Raw genomic sequence first — 16,908 nt, forward strand, 5'->3', positions numbered from 1 at the left:
ATCGAACCGATAGCCGGCCCGACGTACCAGGCGGGCTAGTGGTCCATGTAATCGTTGAGCGTAGTCCGCAAACGTGTCAAATCGTCGCGCAGACGCAGCAGGAATTCCGGCGTCTGCTGGGTCGCGCAGAAAATTTCGGCGGGCACTTCGCGCGCCTGGCGCTTCAGCGCGGTGCCGGCTTTGGTCAGGCGGATGTACACCAGCCGCTCATCGTCGACGCCGCGTACCCGCTCCAGCAGGCCTTGCGACTCAAGGCGCTTGAGCAGCGGCGTGACCGTCGCGGAATCCAGATTCAGGCGCGCGGCCATGTCCTTGACCGTGACGTCGTCGCTCTCCCACAGCGCCAGCATGGCCAGGTATTGCGGGTAGGTGAGGCCTAGCTTGTCGAGCAACGGCTTGTAGGCTTTCGTCATGGCAAGCGAAGTCGAATAGAGCGCGAAGCAAAGTTGCTCGTCGAGCGTGAAGGGCAAAGCGGGGCGCTGGGTCATGATGCATCTCGTCTGGAATAGCGCACAAATGGATTGCGCACAAACTATTGTGCCGCAAATCGACGTGGGTTGACGAGTGCTGGGGAACGACGGGGGCAAGAGGGCGGGCGCCAGAACGGTGCCCGCGTCTGAATAATCTTTGGTCAGGCTCGATCAAGCCGCCGGGGTTGTCGGCAGATCCGGCGTTTCGGGCGTTTGCACGCCGAAGCAGCCGCGATACGTCGCGTAAAACGAGCAATACAGCATGGTCGTCACGATCATCGTGGCGGGCATGAGCACGGCGAACGCGAAGTCGGCCGCGCCTAACGCCTGCATCAACGCGGACAAGCCGAGCGATACCGTGGTCGCCGCCGCGAACCACAGCGCGCCGAATACGATAAACGCGCCGCGATTGCGCCAGCAACTGACGACGCTGAAGAACATGGCCTTCATGGGCGGCACGTCATGCCAGGCGGCGAGAATCGGCGAGAACCAGAAAATCATTGCCACCGGAATGTAGAACGCAAAGGCGGCGAGGATCGCGAGCGGAATATTGCTGTTGGCGATCGCATCCTGGTCCATGGCGGCGGCGCCGAGCATGACCTTCAGCAGCATGCCGCCGTCGGCGAGCGCCGAACCGGCCAGCACCAGCGCCATGGCGACGACATACAGCACACCGAGCACCAGCAGCCGTTTGGCGACCACCGGACCGTACGAGTGAAAACCATCCACCAGAATGGTCGGGAACACCGGCTTGCCGGCGATCGTGTTACGGCACGCGGCCATGAAGCCGACCGCGACACCTGGAATGAACGCCAGCGGCAATACGCCGCCGATCACCGGAATCTGCGCGACCAGCGTCATCACCAGCAGATAGGTGAAGAACAGCGTCAGGAAAGCGAGCGGGTTCTTGCGGAACAGCCATATACCCTGCCGGAACCATACGTAGCCGGTTTTCGCGGGGACTTCGATCAGTTGCATGAGGTATGAATGCCTGGGAGTGCAACGCCGGAAAGGCGTTCGCGCAAAATGCGCTCGAAATGGCCGGGGTCGTGCGGTTTGAGCAGTTCCGCCGCGCGCGGCAAATGAAAATCATACAGGCGCGAGACCCAGAAACGGTATGCGCCGGCGCGCAGCATGTCGCCCCACCGGCGGTTTTCTTCGACGGTGAACGGTCGCACGGTCTGATAGGCGCGCAGCATGGCCTCGGTGCGCGCGTCGTTCAGCTTGCCGGTGGCGAGGTCGACGCACCAGTCGTTGACGGCGACCGCGATGTCGAACAGCCACTTGTCGCAGCCGGCGAAATAGAAGTCGAAGAAGCCGCCGAGGCGCACTTCGTGGCCCGTGTCCGGCGCGGCGTGGGCGAACATGGCGTTGTCGCGGAACAGATCGGCGTGGCAGGGGCCGCCAGGCAGCGCCGCGTAATCCGCCGAGGCGAAGAACGCTTCCTGATGCGCCAGTTCGGACACCAGCAACGCGCGCTGCTCGCCTTCCAGAAACGGCAGCACGGTCGGCACGGTTTCCTGCCACCACGGCAGGCTGCGCAGATTCGGCTGATAGCGCGGATAGTCGCGACCCGCGAGATGCATGCGCGCCATCATCTGCCCGACTTCGGCGCAGTGTTCGACGCCCGGCGAGAGTTCCGGCGCACCTTCCAGTTTGGTGACGATCGCCGCGGGCTTGCCGTTCAACGTGCCGAACAGCGTGCCGTCTTCGCGCGGCAACGGGTCCGGCACCGGCACGCGATGCGCCGCCAGGTGCTGCATGAGGTCGAGATAGAACGGTAGTTGGTCGGCCGTCAGCTTTTCGAAGATCGTGAGGACGTATTCGCCGCGCGTCGTCGTCAGAAAGAAGTTGCTGTTCTCGATGCCGGACGAGATGCCACGCAACTCGACGACGTCGCCGAGATCGTAATGGCACATCCATTCAGCTAGTTGGGATTCGGTGACAGCAGTGAAGACAGCCATGCGGGAAACGTCGGATCAGGTTGGTCGGGCTGGCTCGGTGCGGCCAGTGCGAGGTATGGCAAAAGCGATGACAAAAGCGGTGGTGAAAACAGCGACGACGGCAAAGACAGGAAACGCCAGCGAATGCGGTGTCGAACACAAGGGCCGTCAGGCGAGCTAGACATCACACACAACGCCGTGCCGCCTCAGTGAGGTCCGTTCGGCAAGCAGGCTGAAAGCCCCGGGAGACGCTGCGCAACGTGCACGCATCCGGCCCGGCGTTCGCACTGGACCGACGCGCCGCGACGCCTCACCCCATCAATAGCTCAAATGCACGGACGGCAAACGCGTGCTGGCCTGGCCGTTGTCGCGCACCTTCGGCGATGTGTCGAGCGGCGCGCTCATCTGATAGCGCGTGCCGAGGTTCGAATGCACATTGATTTCGACAGGCTTGCCTTTGTCGCGGTATTCGGTGATTTCGGTGCCGTTGCCGCTTTTTTCGTAGAAGCTCGGTGTACGCGGGACATTGATTTCGACCTTCGAACTGACCTCGGCGGCCGGACGATTGATCTTCTCCAGGTCGGGCAAGCCGGCGCGTTCATTGGCCGACTGAGGTGCACCGGGGGCCGGAGTGTCATCGACAGGCTGGGCAGCCATCGCGGCGTTGCCAAAGGCGAGGGCCAGTGCAACGGCGACGGGAAGGAGCGGCTTCATGGTGATTCTCCAATTTGGTGGCCCGATTCTAGCAAATCCAGCCAGGCCTACGGGCGCGATCGCCTTATTTTGCGCCGCTTTCGCGCGGCGCGCGCGCAATCTTGCCGGGCTTGCGGAGGCAGAGGTTGCGCGCGCTGCAAGGTCATTTGGCGATCGCGGGTTCCGTGGTAATGTCGTTGCATCAATCGAGGCGAATGAAGATGAACAACGATACCAATCTACGCGCGGTGCAGACTCCCGCCAGCAGCTTCCCAACCGAATCCTTCGACGACGCCACCGAGGCCGTCACCTACCTTTCGGCGATTTACGAAGCGAACACCTCGTTCCTGCGTGACGCTTTCGCGCGCTACCGCCGCAACGAATTATTCGAACGCCGGGTGCGCGCCTGTTATCCGTTCGTGCGCGTGCGGACCGAGGTCAACACGCACATCGACTCGCGTCGCTCGTATGGGTTCGTCGCGGGTCCGGGCATGTTCGAGACGACCGTGACGCGGCCGGATCTGTTCGGTAATTACTATCGCGAGCAACTGCGTTTGCTGGCCAAGAATCATCATGTGAAGATCGAAGTGGGCGTATCGGAGCAGCCGATTCCGATTCACTTCGCGTTCGCCGAGGGCATTCACCTCGAGGGCGATCTGGATCGCGAGCGCCTGTTCCTGATGCGCGACGTGTTCGACGTGCCCGACCTCGCGTTGCTCGACGACCGCATCGTCAACGGCACATATGAGCCGCTGCCGGGCGAGCCGCATCCGCTCGCGCTGTTCACGGCGGCGCGGGTGGATTTCTCGCTGCATCGGCTGAAGCACTATACGGCGACGTCGCCCACGCATTGCCAGAACTACGTGCTGTACACGAACTACCAGTTCTATATCGACGAGTTCGTCAAACTCGGCCGCACGATGATGGCCCATACCGACGACGAAGAACTGCGCGCGTATCGCAGCGAATACACGTCGTTCGTCGAACCCGGCGACGTGATCACGTACAACGAGAATCTCGGCGAAGAGGCGCAGGAGGGCACGCCGCCGCCGCGTTTGCCGCAAATGCCCGCGTATCACCTGAAGCGCGCGGACGGCAGCGGCATCACGATGGTCAACATCGGCGTCGGGCCGTCGAACGCGAAGACGATCACCGATCACATCGCCGTGCTGCGTCCGCATGCGTGGATCATGCTCGGCCACTGCGCGGGTCTGCGCAATACGCAGCGTCTTGGCGACTACGTGCTGGCGCACGGCTATGTGCGCGAGGATCATGTGCTCGACGATGATTTGCCGCTGTGGGTGCCGATTCCGGCGCTCGCCGAAGTGCAGGTGGCGCTGGAGCGCGCGGTCGCGCAGATCACGCAACTGGATGGCGTCGAACTCAAGCGGGTGATGCGCACCGGCACGGTGGCTAGCGTGGATAACCGGAACTGGGAGTTGCGGGATCATCGCGAGCCGGTGCAGCGGCTGTCGCAAAGCCGCGCGGTTGCGCTCGATATGGAAAGCGCAACCATCGCCGCGAACGGTTTCCGTTTCCGGGTGCCTTACGGGACCTTACTTTGCGTTTCCGATAAGCCGTTGCACGGCGAGTTGAAGTTGCCGGGCATGGCCGATCAGTTTTATCGCGCGCAGGTCGATCAGCATTTGCAGATCGGTGTGAAGGCGATGGAGCTATTGCGGATGAATGGGCTGCATCGGCTGCATAGCCGCAAGCTGCGGAGTTTTGCGGAAGTGGCGTTTCAGTAAGTTAGTCTCAGCAAGCTTCAGGCGGGTTCGGGCCTCACATCTGCCCGAACCCCGTCAACCCGATCAAACTCCCCGCCGCCAGCAGCCACAGCGGATGAATCCGCGTCTTCAACGACAGCGCAGCGGTCAACGCCGTGATGCCCCAGGCAATTGCCGTCGGATCCGACGCCTTCGCGATCAGCACCGCGCTTGCCGCGACAATCCCGGCCGTCACCGGCACCAGTCCCAACTGAGCGTAACTACGCCACGGACGGTCTTTGAACCGCTCCCATGCATGCAACGCCAGGATCGTCACGAGCGACGACGGCCCGAACTTCGCCACGGAAGTCACCAGCATCCCCGCCCAACCGGCCACGTGCCAACCCACCAGCGTGACGATCATCAGATTGGGTCCCGGCGCGGCCTGCGCGAGCGCGAACAGCGCGCTGAATTCGCTGGCCGGCATCCAGTGATGCACGTCCACCACCTGGCGCTGCATCTCTGGGAGAATCGTATTGCCGCCGCCGAACGCGAGCAGCGAAAGCTGACTGAAAATGACAGCGAGAGCAATGAGCGTGTCGTTCATCGTGCGCTCCTCGATGCGATGTAGATGCTGAGCGGCGTCAGGACCAGCATGGTCGGCAGCAGCGGTAGCCGCAGGATCGCAATCGCGATGAAGCCGAGCACGGCGATCAGCGCGGCCAACGGCTTGCCGCGCAACGGCAGCACGATCTTCACCGCCATCGCGATTAACAGACCGGCCGCGGCGGCGGCTAGTCCGGCAAACAGATGACGAACATGCGGATCGTTTTGCGTATGTTCGTACAGCACGCCAAGCCCAATCACCACCAGCGAAGGCCCCGCGATCAGTCCAAGCAGGCCGGCCAGCGCCCCCGGCACGCCGCGAAAGCGCATGCCCATGGCCACCGACAGATTGATGACGTTACCGCCAGGGAGGAATTGGCAAAGACCCAGCAGGTCGGTGAATTCTTCGCCGCTCAGCCAACGGCGTTGTTCGACCAGCGCGCGCCGCGCCAACGGCAGCGCACCGCCGAAGGAGATGAGTCCGAGGCCGAGAAAACCGCCGAAAATTTCCCGCAGGGTGGGCGTCGGCGCCAAGCCGGTCTCGGACGAGGTGAGGTCGTGATCCATATCGGTAAGCTTCCAGTGCAAGCTCAGCAGGTTAACGCCGAACCGGCTGCACGCAAAACGATTTTTCGGCTTGGCTTTGTGACTTAGAATCACAAGCATGGCCCGTAACCTTCCCCCCTTTCCGGCGCTGCGCGCCTTCGAAGCCGCGGCGCGGCATGAAAGCTTCACCGCCGCAGCGAACGAATTGCATGTGACGCACGGTGCAATCAGCCGCCAGGTTGCGGCTTTCGAAACCTGGCTCGGCGTACAGGTGTTCCACCGACGCGGCAAACGCGTGCGTCTTACCGACGACGGCCGCCGCTATCTATCCACCGTGCAGGCCGCGTTCGACAGCATCGCGCTCGCCACCGATCAACTGCGCGACACCGGCGTCGTTCAGGTGCTGCGCGTGAATGCGCTGCCCACCTTCGCGATGAAGTGGTTGCTGCCGCGCCTGCATCAGTTCCAACGCAAGGTGCCGAATGTGGAGCTGAGGCTATCCACGTCGAACGCGCCGGTGGACACCCTGGAAAGTTTCGACGTCGCCGTGCGGCGCGGTCCGGCACATTGGCCGAACTGCGTGAGCGGTCATTTTCTCGGCGAGAGTGAGATTCCCGTCTGCAGTCCGGCGCTCCTGCAGCGCTCGCCGATCAAGGTCGCCGACGATCTCGCACGACACGTGCTGCTGCATTCCGACACACGGCCGGATGCGTGGGCTAACTGGTTGTCGGCGGCTGGAGTGACGGTGAAATGCCGCAAGAAGCAGTCGTTCGACCACTTCTATCTGGCCTTGCAGGCCGCGGTGGATGGTCTCGGCGTGGCGCTCGGTCCGCTGCCGTTGCTCGCGGATGAGTTGGTCTCGGGACGGCTCGTCGTGCCGCTGGCCGGCCCGCGTATCGACGCGCGCGGCTACTGGTGGGTGGCGAGGCGGGAGGTCGCGCAGGCGCCGCTGGTGGCGCTGTTCTGCGAATGGCTGCAGGCGCAGGGCGATCAGACCGATATAGCGGAAACAGGCAGCCTGGCGGCCGCCCGTTAGCGTTCGCGAATGCATGGCGTCGCGTTGCGCGGCATCGAGCGGCATTCACCCCGCACCAAAGCGCGAAGCGAACGCCGAACAACCCAATGCTTTACAGATAGAACATCCGGTCTTCGTCCGACTTTGCCGGATGCGGCTCCGTCTCTTCACGGTCTTCATAAAACTTCAGCACGGCTTCGAGTACCTGGTCGGGATCGTCGATTACCTGCATCAGATCCATGTCGGTCGGATTGATCAGGCCCATGGGCGTAAGCGAATTCTTGAACCACGCGAGAAGGCCTTCCCAGAACTCGGCGCCGACCAGAATGATCGGCACGTGGCGCGACTTCTTGGTTTGAATCAGCGTGAGCACTTCGGCCAGTTCGTCCAGCGTGCCGAAGCCGCCCGGCATCACGATCACCGCGTCCGAGTTCTTCACGAACGTCACTTTGCGCGTGAAGAAATGACGGAAACGCAGCGAGATGTCCTGCCACTGATTGCCCGATTGCTCGTGCGGCAGTTCGATGTTCAGACCGACCGACGGCGCCTTACCGGCATGTGCGCCCTTGTTGGCCGCTTCCATGATGCCGGGGCCGCCGCCCGAGATCACCGCGAAGCCTGCGTCCGACAGCTTGCGCGCGATTTGCGTGGCGAGTTTGTAGTACGGCGAGTTCGGTTTCAGCCGCGCTGAACCGTAGATGCTGACAGCCGGGCGAATCTCCGAGAGGTACTCGGTCGCCTCGATAAACTCTGCCATAATCGTGAACATCTGCCACGATGCGCGGGCCTTCTTAGCCGTAGCGCGCTCTTGATCTGCGAGTGATCGCAGACTCGGAATCACTTTTCTCTTAGTCATAATGCCTGAAGAACGAAGCCTTGAAGGTAAGACCCTGCTATTGGTCGACGGTTCGAGTTATCTGTACCGGGCCTACCATGCGATGCCTGATCTGCGCGGACCCGAGGGCGGTCCCACGGGTGCGCTCTACGGGATGATCAACATGCTGCGGCGCATGCGCAAGGAAGTCACAGCAGAGTATAGCGCGTGCGTGTTCGACGCCAAGGGCAAAACGTTTCGCGACGACTGGTATCCGGACTACAAGGCGAATCGTCCTTCCATGCCGGACGATCTGTCGCGTCAGATCGAGCCGATTCATGTGGCGGTGCGCGCGCTCGGCTGGCCGCTGCTCATGATCGAAGGCGTCGAAGCCGACGACGTGATCGGCACGCTCAGCACCGCAGCGGAACAGCGCGGCATGAACGTGATCGTGTCGACCGGGGACAAGGATCTGGCGCAGCTCGTGTCGGATCATGTCACCCTCATCAATACGATGACGAACGAAAAGCTCGACCGTGCCGGCGTGATCGCCAAGTTCGGCGTGCCGCCGGAACGCATCATCGACTATCTCTCGCTGATCGGCGATACGGTCGACAACGTGCCGGGCGTCGAGAAGTGCGGGCCGAAAACCGCGCTCAAATGGCTCACGCAGTTCGATTCGCTCGATGGCATCGTCGCACACGCGGACGAAATCAAAGGTGCGGTAGGAGACAATCTGCGCCGTGCGCTCGATTTCCTGCCCATGGCGCGCAAACTCGTCACCGTCGACCGCCATTGCAATCTGACCGAGCACATCGTGTCGATCGAGGAAAGCCTGCAAAGCAAACCGGAGTCGCGTGAGGAATTACGCGACGTGTTCGCGCGTCACGGCTTCAAGACCTGGCTGCGCGAAGTGGAAATCGCCGAGGTCGTGGAAGGTCCGCAAGTCGACGCGGAGCCGGCGTTGTCGGTGGATCACGAGCGGCACTACGATACCGTGCAGACGTGGGAGCAATTCGACGCATGGTTCGACAAGATCAACGCGGCCGAACTGACCTCGTTCGATACCGAAACCACGTCGCTCGATCCGATGACGGCGCAGATCGTGGGCTTGTCGTTGTCGGTCGAGGCGGGGCGCGCGGCTTATGTGCCGCTCGCGCATCGCGGCCCGGACGCGCCCGTGCAATTGCCGCGCGACGAGGTGCTCGCCAGGCTCAAGCCGTGGCTCGAAAGCGTCGATCATAAGAAGGTCGGCCAGCATCTGAAGTACGACGAACAGGTACTTGCGAATTACGGCATCGAAATGCGCGGCGTCGAGCACGACACGCTGCTGCAATCGTACGTGGTCGAATCGCACCGCACGCACGACATGGACAGCCTCGCGCTGCGTCATCTCGGCATCAAGACGATCAAATACGAAGAAGTCGCGGGCAAGGGCGCGGGTCAAATCGGTTTCGACGAAGTCGCGTTGGAGCAGGCAGCGGAATACGCGGCGGAAGACGCCGATATCACGTTGCGTCTGCATCAGGCTTTGTATCCGCAAGTGGCCGCGGAGAAAGCGCTCGAGTACGTGTACCGCGATATCGAACTGCCCACCTCGCGCGTGTTGCGCAAGATGGAACGCACCGGCGTGCTGATCGACGCGGAAAAACTGCGCCTGCAGAGCACCGAAATCGCCGCGCGTCTGATTCAACTGGAAGCCGAAGCGTATGTGCTGGCCGGCGGCGAATTCAATCTCGGCTCGCCGAAGCAGATCGGCCAGATCTTCTTCGAGAAGCTTGAGTTGCCGATCGTCAAGAAGACCCCGAGCGGCGCTCCGTCCACCGACGAAGAAGTGCTGCAAAAGCTCGCCGAAGACTATCCGCTGCCGAAGATCTTGCTGGAACATCGTGGTTTGTCGAAGCTCAAATCGACCTACACCGATAAGTTGCCGCGCATGGTCAACGCAAGCACGGGTCGCGTGCATACGAATTACGCGCAGGCCGTGGCGGTCACCGGGCGTCTCGCTTCGAACGATCCGAACCTGCAGAACATTCCCGTGCGCACCGGCGAAGGCCGCCGTATTCGTGAGGCGTTCATCGCGCCGCCGGGCCACAAGCTGGTGTCGGCGGATTATTCGCAGATCGAATTGCGCATCATGGCGCACATTTCCGGCGACGAATCGTTGCTGCGCGCCTTCTCGCAAGGGGAAGACATTCACCGTGCCACCGCGGCGGAAATCTTCAGCGTCACGCCGCTCGAAGTATCGAACGACCAGCGGCGTGTGGCCAAGGTCATCAACTTCGGCCTGATCTACGGCATGAGCTCGTTCGGCCTCGCGTCGAACCTCGGCATTACGCGCGACGCCGCCAAGCTGTACATCGACCGCTATTTCGCGCGCTATCCGGGCGTGGCGCGTTATATGGACGAAACGCGGGTCAGCGCAAAGGCCAAGGGTTATGTGGAGACCGTATTCGGCCGTCGCCTGTGGCTGCCGGAAATCAACGGCGGCAACGGTCCGCGCCGTCAGGCCGCCGAGCGCGCCGCGATTAACGCGCCGATGCAGGGCACGGCCGCCGACCTGATCAAGCTCTCCATGATCGCCGTGCAGAAGTGGATCGAAGAGTCGAAGATCGGCACGCGCATGATCATGCAGGTCCACGACGAACTGATTCTCGAAGTGCCGGACGCCGAATTGTCCGACGTGCGCAAGCGCTTGCCCGAGTTGATGTGCGGCGTCGCCGACCTGAGAGTGCCGCTGGTCGCCGAGGTCGGCGCCGGCCTGAACTGGGAAGAGGCGCATTGACGCAGGTGTGACGGGAAGCGATATCGTCGTGCGCATGTCACATATGCGCATTGATAGCTTGTGACAACCCGTGATGCTCGCGGACAATCGCTGAAAGACGGCGCGTTACGACGCGCCGTGCGACGCATAACCGATCAGCAAACACGGAGAGTTCAATGCATCGATTTATCGTCGTTGGCGGGGGAGCGGGCGGGCTGGAATTAGCGACGCGTCTGGGCGATCGCTATGCGCCTCATAAGAACAAAGGCGGTGTGCGGGCGCAAGTCACGCTCGTCGACCGCAATCCCACGCACATCTGGAAACCGCTGCTGCATGAAGTGGCAGCCGGCAGCATGGACCCGTTCACGCAGGAACTCGAATATGCAGCGCAAGCGCGCTGGCATGGCTTCGAGTTTCAGCAGGGCGAACTGGCCGGTCTGGACCGTGCCAACAAGCGTCTCACGCTCAGCACCGTGCTCGACGACGACGGCGCCGAGTTGCTGCCCGAACGCGAACTCGAATATGACACGCTGATTATCGCGATTGGCAGCACCACGGCGTTCTTCGGCGTGAAAGGTGCGCCGGAGTTTTCGCTGGCGCTTGATACGGTCAGCCAGGCCGAGCGTTTCCGCAAACGTCTGATCGCAGCCTGCATGCGCGCCGAGCATCAGGTGCATGAGCCTGTGGAAGCGGTGCCGGACGTGGGTGTGCCCACCGAGCCGCGCATTCAGGTGGCGATTGTCGGCGGCGGCGCGACGGGCGTCGAACTGTCGGCGGAATTGCGCAACACCGCGCAGGTGTTGTCGGCGTACGGCTTGCATAAGCTCGATCCGCGGCATGACGTCGGCATTGTGCTGATCGAAGCGGGGCCGCGTATTTTGCCGGCCTTGCAGGAACGTGTTTCGACAGCCACCGCCGAATTGCTCACCAAACTCGGCGTGAAGCTGATGATTGGCGAGACCGTGGCCGAAGTCGCGCCCGGCATGATTCGCACCGCGAGCGGTAAAACCGTGCGCGCCGATCTGACGGTGTGGGCGGCGGGCATCAAGGCGCCGGCGATTCTGAGCCAGCTCGACAGCTTGCCGGTCAATCGTCTGGGACAACTCGTGGTGCGCCGTACGCTGCAAACCGAGATCGACGACAACGTCTTCGCGCTCGGCGATTGCGCCGCGTGTCCGTGGCCCGGCAACGAACGTAACGTGCCGCCGCGCGCGCAGGCCGCTCACCAGCAGGCGAGCTTTCTGATGAAAGCGCTCGCCGCGCGGCTCGACAACAAGCCGCTGCCGGAATTTACCTATCGCGACTTCGGCTCGCTGGTGTCGTTGGGGCATTTCAGCGCGGTCGGCAATCTGATGGGCGGGGTGATCGGCGGCAACATGCTGATCGAAGGGCTGTTCGCGCGGTTCATGTACATGTCGTTGTACCGGCTGCATATCGCCGCGTTGCACGGCTACGCGCGGATGGTGCTCGATACTTTCGCACACTGGTTGCGGCGTACCACGCTGCCGCGGGTCAAGCTGCACTAAAGGCAACGGCGGGCAAGGGCGGTTGCGAGGGCGGCGGATACTGCGGCCTTCGCGCCGCGAACGTTGCATCTGCAACGGGATGCGCGTCAGGCGTATCCTGATGACTCCCTTACGCAATCTGACGTCATCACGGAGCGCCGCATGCTGAAACCTGAGATCGACAGCCTGGTCCCGCACGTTCCCTTCAATCGACGCACCTTCATCAAAGCCGCGCTCGGCACCGGATTCGCGGCTGCCGTGCTGCCGGTGTCGGCGCAAACCATCCATACCGATAGCGACGGCCTGGAAGCCGGCGAGGTGGCCGTGCGCTCCGGCGACACGCTGGTGCCTGCTTACCGCGCGCAGCCGAAGGGCAAGACGCATCTGCCGGTTATCATCGTCGTGCATGAGATATTTGGCGTGCACGAACATATTGCCGACGTGTGCCGGCGCTTTGCAAAGCAGGGTTATCTGGCGATTGCGCCGAATCTGTACGAACGGCAGGGCGACCCCACCGTTTATACGAGCATGCAGCAGCTCAACGAGCAGCTGGTCAGCAAGGTGCCCGACGATCAGGTGCTCGGCGATCTGGATGCGACGGTCGCCTGGGCGGGCGAGCATGGCGGCGATCTGAACCGGCTCGGCGTGAACGGCTTCTGTTGGGGTGGCCGGATCGCGTGGCTGTATGCGGAGCACAATCCGCGACTGAAGGCAGGTGTGGCCTGGTATGGTCGCGTGACGGGGCAGAAAACCGCGATGAACCCGGCGAATCCTCTCGACGAAGTGGCGCAGTTGCATGCGCCGATGCTTGGCTTATACGGGCGTCAGGATCAGAGCATTCCGCAGGACACGCTCGAGCAGATGAAGCAGGCCATCGCGCAGGGGCCGCAGGCGGGGCGTGGGTCGCAGTTCGTGGTGTATGACGACGCGGGGCACGCGTTTTTCGCGGATTATCGACCGAGCTATAAGAAAGCCGATGCCGAGGATGGCTGGCGGCGGGCGTTGGTGTGGTTCAGGCAGCATGGCGTGGCGTGAGGCGCGGAACTCGACGATACGATGAAAAAAGCCGTTGCCGCTTGACCGCGGCAACGGCTTTTGTTGTCAAACCAATCGGCAGCTCGCAGCGACTTCCGCTTAAGGATTCGGTCCGGTGCCGATCGGCCGCGTCGAGTCCGCGCTCCATTCGCTCCACGAGCCCGCGTACAACGCCGCGCCATGCAGACCGGCGACTTCCATCGCCACCGCATTGACGCACGCCGTCACGCCCGAGCCGCATTGCAGTACCACGTGTTCCGGCGACGTATCGCCCAGCAGCGCGTGGAATTCCTCACGCAAGGTATGCGCGGATTTGAAGCGGCCGTCGACGGTGAAGTTGTCTTTGAAGAAGCGGTTGAGCGCACCCGGGATATGGCCGCCGACGCGATCCAGCGTCTCGTTCTCGCCGCGATAGCGATCGGCCGCGCGGGCGTCGACCACCACGCGTTCCTTCGAGGCGAGATTGCGCTCGACTGTTTGCACATCGACTGTGACGGCCAGCGGCGCGGCCGCCTTGAAGTCGCCGGTATTTTGCGCCGGCACGTCTTGCGTCAGCGGCAGACCGGCGGCCTCCCAGGCCTGCAAGCCGCCGTCGAGCAGCGCGACCGCGTCATGTCCGAGCCAGCGCAACAGCCACCACGCCCGCGCGGCGTACATGCCGCCCTGCGAGTCATACGCGACAACCTGCTGCCCTTGCTTCAGCCCGCGCGACTCCAGCGTCTCCACGAGGCGCGCGCGATCCGGCAGCGGATGACGTCCGTTGGTACCGGTCTTCGGCCCCGACAGATCGCGATCGAGGTTCAGGTAATGCGCGCCCGGCAGATGCCCGGCCAGATAGGCTTTTTCGCCCGCTTCGGTGTCGGCCAGATCGAACCGGCAATCGATGACAAACACGCTGCCCGGCGCAGCGGTGAGCCGTTCCGCGAGATTCGTCGCGGAGATCAGCGTGGTGTAGTGAGTGTGCGGCATGACGTCTCCTTCATACGGGCGATGGCGGCTCCGGTCGGCGGCATGACGCCGCGAGTGGATGGCCGAGCTATCCCGTTAGTCTAAACAAAAAAAGACGGACCGAAGTCCGTCTTTCCTTGTCTTGGAGTTGCTTATTGGCGCTGCCTGAGCTAAAGCGGATCACATCCTACTCAAACGCCGATCAGATCGTGCCGAGCTCGCGCCGCAGGAACTCGTGGAAGTGTTGCATGCCGTCTTCCATCGGGCTCTGATACGGACCGACCTGCGACTCGCCACGGTTCATCAACGCGCGGCGGCCGGCGTCCATGCGTTCGGCGATTTCGTCGTCTTCGCTGGCCGTTTCCATATAGGCGGCGCGCTCGGCCTCGACGAACTCGCGTTCGAATAGCGCGATTTCCTCAGGGTAATAGAACTCCACCACGTTGGTGGTTTTCTGCGGCCCGCGCGGAATCAACCACGACACCACCAGCACGTGCGGATACCACTCGATCATGATGCCCGGGTAGTACACCATCCAGATCGCGCCAAATTCGGGCGGGTTGCCGCCGCGGAAGCGCAGCACCTCGTCGTGCCACTTACGGTACGTCGGGCTGCCCGGCTGCTCGAGATCCTTGTGCACACCAACGGTCTGGACGCTGTACCAGTCGCCGAATTCCCACGTCAGATCGTCGCAATTGACGAAGCTGCCGAGGCCCGGATGGAACGGCGCGACGTGGTAATCCTCCAGATAGACCTCGATAAAGGTCTTCCAGTTGTAGTTGCACTCGTGCACTTCGACGTGATCGAACATGAAGCCCGAAAAATCGAAGTGTTGGCTGGGACCAAGGCGTGCAAGATCGCGCGCGACGTCACGCCCCTGCGCTTCGAACAGCAGGCCCTGCCAGTTCTGCAGCGGCGTGGCGCCCAGATTCAGACACGGGTTGTCCGCGAAATGCGGCGCGCCGAGGAGCTGACCGTTCAGGTCGTACGTCCAGCGATGCAGCGGGCAGACGATATTCTCCGTCTGGCCGCGGCCGTTGAGCATGATGGCTTGCCGGTGGCGGCATACGTTCGACAGCAGTTCGACTTGCGACTGCTGGTTACGGACGAGCACGCGCCCCTCGCTCTCGCTGGGCAAGGCAAAATAATTCCCCGCTTCGGGCACCATGAGATCGTGGCCGATGTAACGAGGACCTTTTTTGAAAAGGGTTTCGATTTCGCGCGTTAGAAGCGCTTCGTCAAAGTAAGCCGTGACTGGCAGCTGGCTGTGGACAGACCGCAACTGCAATGCATTGCTCAGATTGGACATTCCCACTCCCGTGAAGACGTGAAAGCAGTGAACAACCCAACCATCGAAGATTCGATTTAGGGAGCCGGCGATTATACCCGGTTCCCCTGGTCCGGGGCACGTAAGTAGTTCATTTGGATCAAAAATGTCGAAGAAGTTCGTGGTTTTTTGGCGCTGACCCAAGGATTCTTTTCTGCGACACTCGGGTGGCGCGTGCAGGGCAAGCGGAGGGTTAACGTAGGGGAAAGGCTCAGCGCAGGGTGGCGAGCGGATCGGAAATGTCGCTTTTGCCGTAGAATGTCCGACTTGTTTTAATTTTGCGACTATTCATGGCGAAGACCGCATCGAAAGAGGCTGCTGCCGCGCCAGCTGAAGGCGTCGACACCACGCCGCTGCCCGAGAACTACGAGGCCGCCCAGGCGGAACTGGAAGGGCTGGTGGCACGCATGGAAAGCGGCAATCTCAGCCTCGAGGAGTCGCTGACCGCCTACCGGCGCGGCGCCGCGCTCGTGGCGTTTTGTCAGCAACAGCTCGAAAAGGTCGAGCAGCAAGTGCGCGTGCTCGACGGTGAGACGCTCAAACTGCTGCCCATGAATAGCGCAGGCACAGCCGCTACTGAGAGCGGGGACGACCTATGACATTCGAACCATGGATGCGCTCGGTACTCGAGCGCGTCGAAACGGCACTGGAACACTACCTGCCGACCGAGACCACCGAGCCGGCCAAACTGCATGAAGCCATGCGCTATGCGGTCTTGGGCGGCGGCAAGCGGGTTCGCCCGTTGCTGTGCCACGCGGCCGGCGAGCTGACCGGCGCGCGCGCCGAATGCCTCGATGCGGCGGCGGCGGCGCTGGAAATGATCCACGTGTATTCGCTTGTGCACGACGACATGCCCTGCATGGACGACGACGCGCTGCGGCGCGGCAAGCCCACGGTGCACGTCCAGTACGACGAAGCCACGGCGCTGCTGGTCGGCGACGCACTGCAGTCGCAGGCGTTCGTCGCGTTGACGTCGGACGTTCTGGCGCCGGCGCAGCAGGCTTCGCTCGTGCGTGAACTGGCGTTGGCGAGCGGCTCGATCGGCATGTGCGGCGGTCAGGCGATCGACCTGGACAGCGTCGGCCATACGCTGACGCGCAGCCAGCTCGAAACCATGCACCGCATGAAAACCGGCGCGTTGCTGCGCGCCGCGGTGCGCATGGGCGCGCTGGCAGGCGAGACGCCGTCGGCGGACGCGATGCGTTCGCTGGACGCGTATTCGGCCGCTGTCGGCCTCGCGTTTCAGGTCGTCGACGATATTCTCGACGTCACGACCGACTCCGCGACGCTCGGCAAGACCGCAGGTAAAGACGCGAAGGACGGCAAGCCGACCTACGTGTCGATTATTGGGCTCGACGCCTCGCGCACGCTCGCGGCACAGCTGCGTAGCGACGCTCATGCTGCACTGGCGCCGTTTGGCGCACGCGCGCAGCGTCTTGCCGAATTGGCCGACCTGGTGGTGAACCGGGTTAGCTGAACGCGAAAGCCCGCCGCCGCGCATCTTTCCCCAGGTGCATGTATGAAGTGCGGGCGCGT

16 protein-coding genes are annotated in these 16,908 nt (G+C 62.6%); 7 read left to right on the forward strand and 9 right to left on the reverse strand.

Annotation, left to right across the window (positions count from 1 at the left end; translation table 11 throughout):
* Positions 1 to 35: 35 nt before the first annotated feature.
* The 4 genes from B0G83_RS27275 to B0G83_RS27290 all read right to left on the reverse strand — a co-directional run bounded on the left by B0G83_RS27275 (position 36) and on the right by B0G83_RS27290 (position 3,127).
* Positions 36 to 488, reverse strand: a complete 453-nt coding sequence (locus B0G83_RS27275; RefSeq protein ID WP_105510501.1) for a MarR family winged helix-turn-helix transcriptional regulator — start codon at positions 486 to 488, stop codon at positions 36 to 38.
* Positions 489 to 641: 153 nt separating this feature from the next.
* Entirely contained in the window at positions 642 to 1,448 is an 807-nt protein-coding gene (locus tag B0G83_RS27280; RefSeq protein WP_105510502.1) for a BPSS1780 family membrane protein, read from the reverse strand.
* Positions 1,439 to 2,434, reverse strand: a complete 996-nt coding sequence (locus tag B0G83_RS27285) for a homoserine kinase (protein ID WP_105510503.1) — start codon at positions 2,432 to 2,434, stop codon at positions 1,439 to 1,441. The genes B0G83_RS27280 and B0G83_RS27285 overlap by 10 nt, the downstream gene beginning before the upstream one ends.
* Before the next feature lie 297 nt (positions 2,435 to 2,731).
* Positions 2,732 to 3,127, reverse strand: a complete 396-nt coding sequence (locus tag B0G83_RS27290; protein WP_035561139.1) for a hypothetical protein — start codon at positions 3,125 to 3,127, stop codon at positions 2,732 to 2,734.
* 200 nt (positions 3,128 to 3,327) lie between these two features.
* Between B0G83_RS27290 and B0G83_RS27295 the strand changes: the two genes are divergently transcribed.
* On the forward strand, positions 3,328 to 4,854 hold the full coding sequence (locus B0G83_RS27295) for an AMP nucleosidase (protein WP_105510596.1): 1,527 nt from the start codon (positions 3,328 to 3,330) through the stop codon (positions 4,852 to 4,854).
* Positions 4,855 to 4,888: 34 nt separating this feature from the next.
* Here B0G83_RS27295 and B0G83_RS27300 read toward each other — a convergent pair whose 3' ends face one another.
* Positions 4,889 to 5,419 carry a chromate transporter gene (locus tag B0G83_RS27300; protein ID WP_105510504.1) on the reverse strand — a complete coding sequence of 177 codons (531 nt, stop codon included), beginning with the start codon at positions 5,417 to 5,419 and terminating at the stop codon, positions 4,889 to 4,891.
* Positions 5,416 to 5,985, reverse strand: a complete 570-nt coding sequence (locus B0G83_RS27305; protein ID WP_105510597.1) for a chromate transporter — start codon at positions 5,983 to 5,985, stop codon at positions 5,416 to 5,418. Before B0G83_RS27305 ends, B0G83_RS27300 begins: the two co-directional genes overlap by 4 nt.
* A gap of 97 nt (positions 5,986 to 6,082) precedes the next feature.
* On the opposite strand from B0G83_RS27305, the gene B0G83_RS27310 reads away from it, so the two are divergent.
* Positions 6,083 to 7,000, forward strand: a complete 918-nt coding sequence (locus B0G83_RS27310) for a transcriptional regulator GcvA (RefSeq protein WP_105510505.1) — start codon at positions 6,083 to 6,085, stop codon at positions 6,998 to 7,000.
* A gap of 91 nt (positions 7,001 to 7,091) precedes the next feature.
* On the opposite strand, the gene B0G83_RS27315 is transcribed toward B0G83_RS27310, so the two are convergent.
* Positions 7,092 to 7,835 carry a TIGR00730 family Rossman fold protein gene (locus tag B0G83_RS27315; RefSeq protein ID WP_074766765.1) on the reverse strand — a complete coding sequence of 248 codons (744 nt, stop codon included), beginning with the start codon at positions 7,833 to 7,835 and terminating at the stop codon, positions 7,092 to 7,094.
* Between the two features lies 1 nt (position 7,836).
* On the opposite strand from B0G83_RS27315, the gene polA reads away from it, so the two are divergent.
* The 3 genes from polA (at position 7,837) to B0G83_RS27330 (ending at position 13,097) form a co-directional block, all read left to right on the forward strand.
* Entirely contained in the window at positions 7,837 to 10,578 is a 2,742-nt protein-coding gene (polA, locus tag B0G83_RS27320) for a DNA polymerase I (protein WP_105510506.1), read from the forward strand.
* Between the two features lie 155 nt (positions 10,579 to 10,733).
* Positions 10,734 to 12,083: an NAD(P)/FAD-dependent oxidoreductase gene (locus tag B0G83_RS27325; RefSeq protein WP_105510507.1), complete on the forward strand. Its 1,350-nt coding sequence runs from the start codon at positions 10,734 to 10,736 to the stop codon at positions 12,081 to 12,083.
* A 141-nt stretch (positions 12,084 to 12,224) separates the two neighbouring features.
* Entirely contained in the window at positions 12,225 to 13,097 is an 873-nt protein-coding gene (locus B0G83_RS27330) for a dienelactone hydrolase family protein (protein ID WP_105510508.1), read from the forward strand.
* Positions 13,098 to 13,196: 99 nt separating this feature from the next.
* On the opposite strand, the gene B0G83_RS27335 is transcribed toward B0G83_RS27330, so the two are convergent.
* Together B0G83_RS27335 and B0G83_RS27340 are read right to left on the reverse strand one after the other, a co-directional pair.
* A complete protein-coding gene (locus B0G83_RS27335; RefSeq protein ID WP_105510509.1) occupies positions 13,197 to 14,066 on the reverse strand; it encodes a sulfurtransferase in 870 nt (289 codons plus the stop codon).
* A 181-nt stretch (positions 14,067 to 14,247) separates the two neighbouring features.
* Positions 14,248 to 15,354 carry an aromatic ring-hydroxylating dioxygenase subunit alpha gene (locus B0G83_RS27340; protein WP_105510510.1) on the reverse strand — a complete coding sequence of 369 codons (1,107 nt, stop codon included), beginning with the start codon at positions 15,352 to 15,354 and terminating at the stop codon, positions 14,248 to 14,250.
* Between the two features lie 308 nt (positions 15,355 to 15,662).
* Here B0G83_RS27340 and B0G83_RS27345 point away from each other — a divergent pair, with 308 nt between their 5' ends.
* Together B0G83_RS27345 and B0G83_RS27350 are read left to right on the forward strand one after the other, a co-directional pair.
* Positions 15,663 to 15,971: an exodeoxyribonuclease VII small subunit gene (locus tag B0G83_RS27345; RefSeq protein WP_105510511.1), complete on the forward strand. Its 309-nt coding sequence runs from the start codon at positions 15,663 to 15,665 to the stop codon at positions 15,969 to 15,971.
* On the forward strand, positions 15,968 to 16,849 hold the full coding sequence (locus tag B0G83_RS27350; protein ID WP_105510512.1) for a polyprenyl synthetase family protein: 882 nt from the start codon (positions 15,968 to 15,970) through the stop codon (positions 16,847 to 16,849). The genes B0G83_RS27345 and B0G83_RS27350 overlap by 4 nt, the downstream gene beginning before the upstream one ends.
* The last annotated feature ends 59 nt before the right edge of the window (positions 16,850 to 16,908 follow it).

Origin of the sequence: Paraburkholderia sp. BL21I4N1 (assembly GCF_002973525.1) — a bacterium.
Taxonomy (GTDB): Bacteria; Pseudomonadota; Gammaproteobacteria; order Burkholderiales; family Burkholderiaceae; genus Paraburkholderia.